Below are 275 nucleotides of genomic sequence, written 5' to 3'. Positions count from 1 at the left end.
CGAGTACGCTGAGGAATATCGCCTGTTGCAGGCCGATGGCACGCTGCGCTGGGTGTTCGCGCGCGGGCGTTGCTACAAGGATCATCATGGTCGGCCGATGCGCTTTCTCGGCGCGGCGCTGGACCTGACCGAACGCAAACATACGGAACAGGCGCTGCGTCAGAGCCAGACCGAACTTCAGCTGATCATCAACGCCATGCCGATCCTGATCAGCTACGTCGACGCCGAAGAACGTTTTCGCTTGAACAACGCAGCCTATCTGGACTGGTACGGCC

At 60.4% G+C, this 275-nt stretch carries 1 protein-coding gene; it reads left to right on the top strand.

Annotated features, from left to right (window positions below):
* Positions 1 to 25 precede the first annotated feature (25 nt).
* The coding region (locus AAEY83_RS14790) for a PAS domain-containing protein (RefSeq protein ID WP_351060070.1) at positions 26 to 275 on the top strand (250 nt) is incomplete at its 3' end.

This window comes from Psychrobacter sp. TB20-MNA-CIBAN-0197 (assembly GCF_040309765.1).
Taxonomy (GTDB): Bacteria; Pseudomonadota; Gammaproteobacteria; order Pseudomonadales; family Moraxellaceae; genus Psychrobacter; species Psychrobacter submarinus.
Note: the sequence above shows the minus strand (reverse complement) of the source record. Positions and strands in the feature narration are given on the sequence as shown.